Origin of the sequence: Streptomyces sp. NPDC059009 (genome assembly GCF_042740175.1) — a bacterium.
Lineage (GTDB): Bacteria > Actinomycetota > Actinomycetes > Streptomycetales > Streptomycetaceae > Streptomyces.
Map to the genome: position 1 here is coordinate 342,666 of NZ_JBHYJB010000003.1, position 9,324 is coordinate 351,989.

At 72.4% G+C, this 9,324-nt stretch carries 10 protein-coding genes; 6 read left to right on the plus strand and 4 right to left on the minus strand.

Features of this window, described 5'->3' with window-relative positions:
• Positions 1-106 precede the first annotated feature (106 nt).
• Positions 107-586 (minus strand): pyridoxamine 5'-phosphate oxidase family protein, encoded by a 480-nt coding sequence (locus ACFWYM_RS05140; protein WP_384830103.1) that lies wholly within the window; start codon positions 584-586, stop codon positions 107-109.
• Between the two features lie 166 nt (positions 587-752).
• On the opposite strand from ACFWYM_RS05140, the gene ACFWYM_RS05145 reads away from it, so the two are divergent.
• From ACFWYM_RS05145 to ACFWYM_RS05155, 3 genes are all read left to right on the plus strand, one after another.
• Positions 753-1,538, plus strand: coding sequence for a class II aldolase/adducin family protein (locus tag ACFWYM_RS05145; RefSeq protein ID WP_384830106.1), 786 nt, complete (start codon positions 753-755; stop codon positions 1,536-1,538).
• Between the two features lie 181 nt (positions 1,539-1,719).
• A complete protein-coding gene (locus ACFWYM_RS05150; protein WP_384830165.1) occupies positions 1,720-2,985 on the plus strand; it encodes a hypothetical protein in 1,266 nt (421 codons plus the stop codon).
• A 195-nt stretch (positions 2,986-3,180) separates the two neighbouring features.
• Positions 3,181-3,720 carry a DoxX family protein gene (locus ACFWYM_RS05155; protein WP_384830109.1) on the plus strand — a complete coding sequence of 180 codons (540 nt, stop codon included), beginning with the start codon at positions 3,181-3,183 and terminating at the stop codon, positions 3,718-3,720.
• Here the strand turns inward: ACFWYM_RS05155 and ACFWYM_RS05160 are convergent.
• Positions 3,684-3,950 carry a hypothetical protein gene (locus ACFWYM_RS05160; RefSeq protein ID WP_384830112.1) on the minus strand — a complete coding sequence of 89 codons (267 nt, stop codon included), beginning with the start codon at positions 3,948-3,950 and terminating at the stop codon, positions 3,684-3,686. The genes ACFWYM_RS05155 and ACFWYM_RS05160 overlap by 37 nt on opposite strands.
• Positions 3,937-5,310, minus strand: a complete 1,374-nt coding sequence (locus tag ACFWYM_RS05165; protein ID WP_384830114.1) for a PspC domain-containing protein — start codon at positions 5,308-5,310, stop codon at positions 3,937-3,939. The genes ACFWYM_RS05160 and ACFWYM_RS05165 overlap by 14 nt, the downstream gene beginning before the upstream one ends.
• Before the next feature lie 158 nt (positions 5,311-5,468).
• Between ACFWYM_RS05165 and ACFWYM_RS05170 the strand changes: the two genes are divergently transcribed.
• Positions 5,469-6,761, plus strand: coding sequence for a PspC domain-containing protein (locus ACFWYM_RS05170; protein WP_384830117.1), 1,293 nt, complete (start codon positions 5,469-5,471; stop codon positions 6,759-6,761).
• Positions 6,762-6,766: 5 nt separating this feature from the next.
• Positions 6,767-7,501: a LuxR C-terminal-related transcriptional regulator gene (locus ACFWYM_RS05175; RefSeq protein ID WP_384830120.1), complete on the plus strand. Its 735-nt coding sequence runs from the start codon at positions 6,767-6,769 to the stop codon at positions 7,499-7,501.
• A 28-nt stretch (positions 7,502-7,529) separates the two neighbouring features.
• Here the strand turns inward: ACFWYM_RS05175 and ACFWYM_RS05180 are convergent, their stop codons facing one another.
• The gene (locus ACFWYM_RS05180) at positions 7,530-8,600 is read right to left on the minus strand and encodes an NlpC/P60 family protein (RefSeq protein ID WP_384830123.1); all 1,071 of its coding nucleotides are present in this window, start codon (positions 8,598-8,600) and stop codon (positions 7,530-7,532) included.
• Between the two features lie 333 nt (positions 8,601-8,933).
• On the opposite strand from ACFWYM_RS05180, the gene ACFWYM_RS05185 reads away from it, so the two are divergent.
• Complete coding sequence (locus ACFWYM_RS05185) at positions 8,934-9,287, plus strand: hypothetical protein (RefSeq protein ID WP_384830126.1); 354 nt, start codon at positions 8,934-8,936, stop codon at positions 9,285-9,287.
• The last annotated feature ends 37 nt before the right edge of the window (positions 9,288-9,324 follow it).

Here is a 9,324-nt window from a genome sequence, read left to right on the forward strand (position 1 = left end):
TCTACCCCCCCACCCCGGGGGGTACTTTGTAGGGGTGGTCCCCCCCCCGTCGCCTACGGGGGGGGCGCCCACCACAGCTGTGGACGGCGCCCCACGTGCATGTGCGTCAGGCGCGCTTCGTCCTGCGCAGGGGCTCGCCCGGCTTCCAGGTCTCCAGCAGCAGATACGCGTTGTCCTTGAGCGACGTGCGCACCACCTCCGTGAGCTCCGTGCGGAACAGGTGGAAGGAGTCCGGGCTCGGCGGCTGCACCTCTCCCACGTACTTGGCGCGCTCCTGTGGGTCGCGCACCTCGATCGCGCGACCGGTGATCCGCGCGTCCCCGTCGGTCATCTCCGCGCCCGCGCCCGGGTTGGCCTGCAGCGCGAAGCGCGGATCGCGCAGCAGGTCCAGCGCCTTGACGGAGCGCGGCATCATCCCGAGCCACAACTCCCCGTTCAGGAAACGGACTTCGAGACCGGTGGTGCGCGGCGAACCGTCCTTGCGGAGCGTCGCGAGAACGTGGTGTGTGTACTTCGTGAACCGGTCCTCGACGGTCTGCGCGAAGGCCGGCTCGGCTGCGGCGAAGGCTTCCCAGTTGAACGACATACGGAGAGTCTCGCGCCCATACCCGACACCTCCTGTCGGGATTCCGGTGCGTGTCCGACGCCCGGTCGATGCCCCGACTCCAGACTCTCTTCACAGAGCACCCCTGTCTTCCTGTGCTGACCGCCGGTAACTTCCGCTCCGTACAGCCAGGGATGGAGGACACGACATGCAGGCGCCCACACCGATACCCGCAGAGCGGTTGCAGTTCGCGCTGCCGCCCGTGCACGAGACGCCGGACGACGAACGGCGCCACCGCAAGGAGCGGCTCGCGGGTGCGCTGCGGATCTTCGGGCGGCTCGGCTACGAGGACGGGGTGTCCGGGCACATCACCGTCCGGGACCCCGAGTACACCGACTGCTTCTGGGTGAACCCCTTCGGGATGCCCTTCCGCCACGTCACCGTCGGGGATCTCGTCCTCGCCAACGAGGAGGGGCAGGTGGTCGAGGGGCGCTATCACGTGAACCAGGCCGCGTTCACCGTGCACGCGCAGGCGCACAAGGCGCGGCCCGATGTCGTGGCCGTCGCCCACTGCCACTCGCTGTACGGGCGCGCCCTGTCCACGCTGGGCGAGCTCCTCGACCCGATCACCCAGGAGTCCTGCGCCTTCTACGAGAGCCACGCCCTGTACGACGGCTACACGGGCGTCATCGTGGACGAGGAGGAGGGGCGCCGGATCGCGTCCGCGCTCGGGGACCACAAGGCGGTCATCCTGCGCAACCACGGGCTCCTCACGGTCGGCGACTCCGTGGACGCGGCCGCCTGGTGGTTCATCTCCCTGGAGCGCTCCTGCCAGGTGCAGCTCAGCGCGCGGGCCGCGGGCCGCCCCGTCATGATCGGCCACAAGCAGGCGGTGGCGACGCGCGAACAGCTCGGCAGCGATCTGGTGGCCTGGATCAACTACCAGTCCCTGTGGCAGGACATCAGCCGCAGCGAGCCGGACCTGCTGGCCTGAGCCGCCGACCGGCTCGTCGTCCGGCTCGGCGACCGGTGCGTCGGCCGGCTCGCCGGTCAACCCGAGGGTCGGCCATTCACCCCCTCTGACTCGAACCATGGCCCGAGCATGCCCTTCCGTGCGGGACAATTCCCTTTCGTTGCAGGGAAGTTGGCGGGTGGGGAAGGCGGCGTACGCGGTGGTGGCGGTGCAGGAGGCGAGGCAGGGCGTGCACGGGGGCGGCTGTACGTGCGGTGACTGTCCGCATGGCGCGCGCGAGGGACATCGGCAGGCCGTCGCCGCGTTCCTCGCCCGGCGCGACGAGCTGGCGGCCGGGCAGGGGCTGCCGGCGGCGGTGGCGCACTCGGCCGGGGCGTCCCGGCAGTGGGTGTCGGACGAGCTGACCCAGTCCGCGCGGGCCGTCGCGGAGCGGGGCCGGGCCGAGGGCGAGGCGTGGCTCGCGCGGCTGTGGCGCCGCACCGTCCTCGTCGTCTGGGCCGGGGTGGGGGCGCTGCTCCTCGTCCAGGCGCTCACCGCGATCGGTGCCGGGTGGACGCCCGCGCGCACGGCGGGGCTGCTCGCGGCGCTCGTCGCGGCCGGGCTCCTCACCGGGGCCGGATACGCGCACCGGGCGCGCGGCGGGGTCCTCGCGCCCGTCATCGGCGAGGACAACCGGCTCTCCACCTCCCGTGTGGTGGCGGCGAGTTGGGTGCTCCTCGTCGTCTTCTCCGTGCTCGTCCTCGCCGGTGAGCTGGCGGGGGCGGGGCGGCCCGGGCGGCGCGAGGAGCTGCTCGACGGGCTCGGGCCGGGGCGTGCGGCCGCCCTGGTGACCGTCCTCGCGGTGGTGTGCGGGGTCGCCGTCCTGGTGCGCCGGGTGGTGAGCCTGCGGGTGCTCGGGCAGCGGCTGCAGAAGGTGCCCGCCGACCGTCCGCGGGCCACCGACCCGGTCACGGACGACGAGGGGCGCGGCTCCTTCACGGACGTCCAGTACGTCCTCGTGTCGGCCGCCGCCGTGGTCTTCGCCGCCGTGCGCCTGGCCCGGCACCCGGAGGAGCTGCCCGAACTCCCTTGGGGGCTCGCCCTGTTGGTCCTGGTGTCGGCGGCGACGTATCTCGCCGGGAAGTACGCCGAGGGCGGGCGGCCGGTGATCCTCTCCGTGGTGCGGGCGCGGGAGGCGGGCGATCTGGACGCCCCGATCCGCGTCGGCGACGACATCGAGATCCGCGGCGCCGGATTCGTGCCGCCCGGCGCCGGGGGTGCCGACCGGCTGGCCCGGATGGTGGTCCGCATCGGCGCCGTGTACGTGCACGTCCCGCTCGTGCCCGTGACCGGAGGCTTCACCAATCCCGCCGACGAGACGCTGACCGTCCCCGTCCCGGCCGATGTCGAGCCGGGCAGCGTCGTGATCCAAGTGGTCACCGCGGCGGGCGTGGAGACCAACCGCTGTGTGATCGACGTCGCCGACTGAGCCGTCCACGTCATCCACGCCCTCCACGTCAGCCACGCCGCCCACGTCAGCCACGTCATGGACCGAGCACTCCGCACCTTCCTCCCCCCTCCCCTTCGCTCGCGCACCTCGAGAAAACCGCCGCACGCTGCTGAGCGGTGGCCCCGCCTCGTACGTATGGTCAGAAGACGGCCCTACGGGAGAGGCGGCAGAGTCATGGCCCACGGCATGCGCACGGACAGCCACACCCACTACGCCGCGGGAGGCGACTGGCGCGCCACCGCCACGCGCTACTCCCTGCTCCCGCTGCGCGTCTTCCTCGGCGTCACCTTCATCTACGCCGGCCTGGACAAGCTCACCGACGGCACCTTCATGTCGGCCACCGGGACCGGCTCGATCGGCGAGACGATGCGCGGGGTGCGCGACATCTCCGCCGTCCCCGCCCTCGTCGACCTCGCCCTGAAGAGCCCCGTCGGCTTCGGCTACGCCATCGCGCTCGGTGAACTCGCCGTCGGCATCGGCACCTTGATCGGCCTCTTCGCCCGGCTCGCCGCACTGGGCGGCGCGCTGATCTCGCTCAGCCTCTGGCTGACCATGAGCTGGGCCGAGTCGCCCTACTACTACGGCAACGACCTGGCCTATCTGATGGCGTGGCTGCCGCTGGTGCTCGCCGGGGCCTCCGTCTTCTCCCTCGACGCGATGCGCGCCGAGCGACGGCGTCACACCGCGGGTATGTCGGGCTTCTCGCCGTCCTGAACCGTCCGGCCGTCCTGCCCGGCCGGTGAGCGGTGCCCGCGGCGGCCGCGCACCGACTGGGCCACGACGGCCGCGGCGGCCGCGAGACACAGACCCCCGGCCACGACGGGGATCACCACGAACCACGGAACGTCCCACAGGCCCCCCGCGTCGCCCCCGGAGACCAGGCCCGCCGCGATCAGGGCGAGCCCGGCGATCATCCTTCCCGGCTGGAACTCATGACGCAGCACGGCTGACCTCCGCCTGTCCGAGACCGACTTCGAGCCGCAGCTCCACGGTGCCGCCGTCCTTGCTGCCCGCAGGCGGTTTCAACGTCACCCTCTTCTCCTTGCCCGGTGCCACATCCACGTCCTTCTTGGTGTCGTCGGGCAACTGGATGTCGCCGACGCCCACTTCGATGCGCGCCTTCACGGTCACGTCCTTCGGCACGATCACCCGCAGCCGCCCCGCGCCCAGCTCGGCGCGCGTCGTGACGGTCTTCCCCTCGCCCACCTCGACGCGGGTCAGGTCGAGGGTGCCGGCGCCCGTGCCCAGCTCGTACTTCGGCCGGACGTCCGCCGCCGTGGCGGGGTGCCACTCCGTGCGTATCCAGTGCGTGTCGATGTTCTTCGGGAGGGCCGCGGAGCCCGCGAGGAGCGCGGCCGTGAGCACGGCGAGGACGATCGAGCCCGCTCCCGTGCGCCCGAGGAAGGAGCTGATAGCGATGCCCAGGCCGAGGACGCCGAGCGCACAGGCCAGGCCGGTCTGCAGGCTGGTGCCCAGCGGCTGCTCGTGCCAGGTCAGGCCCGTGCCGAGGCCGCCCGCGAGCAGCGCGAGCAGGAAGAACCAGCCGCCGATCCAGCGCGGCCCGCGCGGCTCGGGCGCGGTGGCCTTCGCCGCGGCGGTGGCGCGCTCGCGCTGGGAGTGCTGGGAGCGCTGGGAGTACGGGGTGTCGTGCGGAGGATCCGGCCGGTAGTCCACGGTGACCTTGTCCGGTCCCCAGAAGTAGCCGGGCGGGCCCACGTGCGTGCCGTCCTTGACGATCGGGTCCCGCCACCAGGAGGGGGCCGGGGCCACCGGCGGGGCCTTCGCCTCGGGCGGGGCGTCCGCCGCGGCCTGGGCCGCCACCGGGTCGGGATCCTCGGTGTCGCGCTGCTGCGACCAGTACCCCGCGCCCGCGAGCAGGAGCGCGAGCGTGGCCGAGAAGGTCAGCGCGCTGCTGTTGTTCAGGAGCGTGAGGAAGACGCCGCAGCCGACCAGGGCGAAGAGCACGGCGGTCAGCGCCTGGCCGTCGACGCGGCCGGAGAGGAGCCTGCGCGCCTCGTTCTCCTCCGCGTCGTCGGCCGGGATCAGGAGCCAGGCGAAGCCGTAGAAGATCAGGCCGAAGCCGCTGGTGATCGCGAGTACCGCGAGGCCGATGCGGAAGATCACCGGGTCCATGTCGCAGCGCCTGCCGAGCCCCGCGCAGACGCCGCCCAGCATTTTCTGCCGCCGGTCGCGGCGGAAGACGCGCTCGCCGACCGGCCGGCCGGCCTCGGTGGCCCGGTCGGACATGTCATCGCGCGGCTCGGTCCGCGTCGGCCTCGGCGCGGAGCCCTGCTGATCCGTCATGCGTCCATGGTGACGGGCGCGGGGCCGCCGCGGGAGCCGGGACGACCCTGGCCGGACCCTGATATCGCCCCTGACGGTCCCCGAGCCGCACAGATCAGGGGAGTCTCGGGGGTCGACCCTGATGCCCGTACCCCCGCGCCCGTGTGAACATCAATGTCATGCCAGAAGCCGCCGCACCCCCGATCGAAGACGAGCGGCCGCTGCGCAAGCTCTACCGCAGCGGTGACGGCCGCTGGCTCGGCGGGGTGGCGCGCGGTCTCGCCGGGCACCTCGGTCTGCCCGTCGTCTGGGTGCGGCTCATCTTCATCGGCCTGTGCATGGCGGACGGACTGGGAGCGCTGGTGTACGCCGCGTTCTGGTTCTTCGTGCCCCTGGGCGTCGGCGGCGTCGACGAGGCGCCGCGGCACCCGATGATGACCGCGGAGACCTCGCCCGACGGCCGCCGCAGACTCGTGGCCCGCAAGCCCGACAAGGGCCAGATCGTCGCGCTCCTCGCGATGGTCGCCGTCGCCATGGTCTTCATCAGCAGCGTTGACCTGACCGGCTCGGCCAAGGCGTATCTGGTGCCGACGCTCCTGGTCGGCGCGGGCGTCGCCCTGGTCTGGCGGCAGGCGGACAACGCCCGCAGGGCCCGCTGGATGGCGGTCGGCCGCCGCCGGCGCACCCTCACGATCGCCCGCTCCGCGGCCGGGGTGCTCCTCGTCGGCGCCGGAGTCTCCGGCATCTTCGTGCTGCAGGGCTCGGCCGCCCACCTCGGCGCCGTCCTGCAGGCCGCGCTCGCCGTGCTCGTCGGCATCGCGCTCCTCGCGGGCCCCTATCTCGTCCGCATGACGCAGGACCTCTCCGAGGAGCGGCTCATGCGCATCCGGGCCCAGGAGCGCGCCGAGGTCGCCGCGCATGTGCACGACTCGGTGCTGCACACCCTCACGCTGATCCAGCGCAACGCGGAGAATGCGGGCGAGGTCCGCCGCCTCGCCCGCGCCCAGGAGCGCGACCTGCGCGCCTGGCTCTACAAGCCGGAAGGCACCGGCAAGGACGAGGCGGAGGAGCCCGACACCCTCGCCGAGGCGGTCAGGCGCAGCGCCGCCGAGGTCGAGGACAAGCACGGCGTCCCCCTGGAGGTCGTGGTCGTCGGTGACTGCCCGCTCGACGACCGGCTCTCCGCACAGATGCAGGCCGCGCGGGAAGCAATGGTGAACGCCGCCAAGTACGGTGGCGAGGGCGGCGCGGTGCAGGTCTACGCCGAAGTCGAGGGCGACACCGTCTTCGTGTCGGTGCGGGACCGCGGCCCCGGCTTCGACCTGGACTCGATCCCCGCCGACCGCATGGGCGTAAGAGAATCGATCATCGGCCGCATGGAGCGCAACGGCGGCACGGCGCGGCTGCGCGCGGTGCCGGACGGCGGCACTGAGGTCGAACTGACCATGGAGAGGGCGGAAAAGTCGACATGAGCGACATGAGCGACGCCACTGAGGCGAACGAGCCGGGCGAGCCCACCGAGCCGGCGGAGCAGACCGGTGCCGGGCCCGAGCGTCGTGTGCGGGTCGTCCTCGTCGACGACCACCGGATGTTCCGTACGGGCGTGCAGGCCGAGATCGGCCAGACCGAGCGCACCGGCGTCGAGGTCGTCGGCGAGGCCGCCGATGTCGACCAGGCGGTCACGGTCATCACGGCCACCCGGCCCGAGGTCGTCCTCCTGGACGTGCACCTGCCGGGCGGCGGCGGCGTCGAAGTCCTGCGCCGCTGCGCCCCGTTGATGGCCGACGCGGAGAACCCGGTCCGGTTCCTCGCCCTGTCCGTGTCGGACGCGGCGGAGGACGTCATCGGCGTGATCCGCGGCGGCGCCCGCGGCTACGTCACCAAGACCATCACCGGCACGGACCTGGTGGCCTCCGTCTTCCGTGTGCAGGACGGCGACGCGGTCTTCTCGCCCCGCCTCGCGGGCTTCGTCCTGGACGCCTTCGCGTCGACGGACGCGCCCCCGATCGACGAGGACCTGGACCGCCTCACCCAGCGCGAGCGCGAGGTCCTCCGGCTCATCGCGCGCGGATACGCGTACAAGGAGATCGCCAAGCAGCTCTACATCTCCGTGAAGACGGTCGAGTCCCATGTCTCGGCGGTGCTGCGGAAGTTGCAGCTGTCGAACCGACACGAGCTGACGCGGTGGGCGACGGCGCGGCGGTTGGTCTGAGGGTCTGCGACCCCGGCGTGAGCGGCGCTCACGCCACCCGCGTAGCCCCCGCGAACGGCATCTGGTCGATGGGGGCGAGCCGCACCGGCGCGCTCGGGTTCGGGGCGTGGATCATCTGCCCGCCGCCCACATAGAGGCCGACGTGGCTGATGCCCGAGTAGAAGAACACCAGGTCGCCGGGGCGCAGTTCGGAGCGTGAGACCCGGCGGCCCGCGTCGATCTGGGAGTACGTGGTGCGGGGCAGGGCGACCCCCGCCGAGCGGTACGCGGCCTGGGTGAGGCCCGAGCAGTCGAAGGCGCTCGGGCCCGTGGCGCCCCACACATAGGGGCTGCCGAGCGCCTTGTAGGCGTATGAAACGGCTGCCGACGCGCGGGAGTTGGGGGCCTTGGACGTTCCCGCAGGGGTGGCCCTCGCGTCGGCGCGGGAGGCGCCGCTGCTGTCCCGGGCGGAGCCGCCGCCCGCGAGCTCGTCGGTGACGTCCGCGCGCTGGTCCCCGGTGAGTTCGGACAGCAGCCGCCGCGCCTCGCTCAGCTTCTTGGTGACCGTCTTCTTGTGCCGCTTCAGCTCCGCCTGGCGGGACTTGAGGTCGGCGAGCCGGTCGTCGGCCTCGCCGCGCAGCTGGTCGATCCCGCGCAGCTCCTCCTGGACGCGGGTGACGGCCGCGGCCTGCCTGCTGCCCGCGCGGTCGGCGAGCGTCGCGCGGTCCAGGAACTGCTCGGGGTCGGAGGAGAGCGCGAGCTGGACGGACGGGTCGAGGCCGCCGGTCCGGTACTGCGCGGCGGCGTACGAACCGAGGCCCTCGCGCGCGGAGTTGAGCCGGTCCTCCTTGCGGGCCGCCTCGTCGCGGAGCCCGTCCAGGGCCTTGTCCGCCTTGTCGGCCTTTTCCTTGGCGCCGTTGTACTTCTCGGTGGCTGCCTCCGCCTGGTGGTAGAGCGCGTCCACCTTGGCCTTCACCTCGGCGGGGCTGAGCTTGGGCTCCGCGTGCCCGGTGCCTTCGAACGCGGTGGCCGTCGCGGCCGACGCGAGTGCGAGGGTGGCGGCGGTACGGGCCGTATGGCCGCTGAGCGAGCGCTGTTTGGGCTTGCGGTGCGCTGCCACGAGTCGGGCCCCTTTCGCGTCCGGCGGCGGCCCGCACAGGGGAACGGGGCCGCCGCCGGACTTCTCGGCGGTGGTGGCCGACGGCCGCCCCTGGTCCGAGCGGCGGTGGGGAGCCGGTCACCTGGGCAAGGACGCTAAACCTGAGCGTCACGAGTTGGTGACGGATTGTCCGCAACTGACGCAAGGGGACTGTGTCGTGACCGTATGTGACCGAGGTGCCCGCGGGGCGGCGCCCCTCTCCCGTACACCTATGACCGATGTGGCGTTTGTGGCCGACCTCGTAGCCAAGGGGTGCTAACGCCCCGGAACACCGCCCCGGCTAGGCTCCGCCTCATGGACGTACTCATCCATCTCTTCGTCGGCCTGCACATCATCGGCATCGCCGCGCTCCTGGGCGGCTTCCTGACCCAGATGAAGCAGATCGGTGCGGGCACGGCCCGCTTCACGCCGGCCATGCTGCACGGCGCGCTCACCATGCTGGTCACGGGCGTCGTCCTGGTCGGCCTGAACCAGGCCGACGACAACCCCGTCAACAACATCAAGATCGGCGTGAAGCTCGCGCTGCTGATCGTGATCCTCGCGCTCGTCTATGTGAAGCGGGACGACGAGAAGGTGGACAAGGCGATGTTCGGGACGGTCGGCCTGTTCACGACGGCGAACATCTTCATCGCGGTGCTCTGGACCTGAGCCCACGGAACGCAAGAAGGGCACCCACGCGCGTGGG